Here is a 209-nt window from a genome sequence, read left to right as displayed (position 1 = left end):
GTGTACCCGCCCCTCTGCGCATACCTCATGATCCCGTCGTACCGCAGGGATCACGAACCGTCACGACCCCCGCAGGCTCTACGAGTTCAACCTGAGTACTGACGTCAGATGGTTCAGCCCAGGTACGGCTTTTCGCGCTGTTCCAGGAAGTGGTGGAGCCTGAGTCGTTGGGTGTGGTGCATCGGCAACTGCTCGATCTCTTCCGGCAG

1 pseudogene is annotated in these 209 nt (G+C 60.3%); it reads right to left on the bottom strand.

Annotated elements, in window-relative coordinates:
- Positions 1-113: 113 nt before the first annotated feature.
- Positions 114-209: pseudogene (locus ADL01_RS28575) on the bottom strand (DNA mismatch repair protein MutT); the annotation flags it as partial.

The sequence above is a fragment of the Streptomyces sp. NRRL WC-3618 genome (genome assembly GCF_001280005.1).
GTDB lineage: Bacteria > Actinomycetota > Actinomycetes > Streptomycetales > Streptomycetaceae > Streptomyces.
Note: the sequence above shows the minus strand (reverse complement) of the source record. Positions and strands in the feature narration are given on the sequence as shown.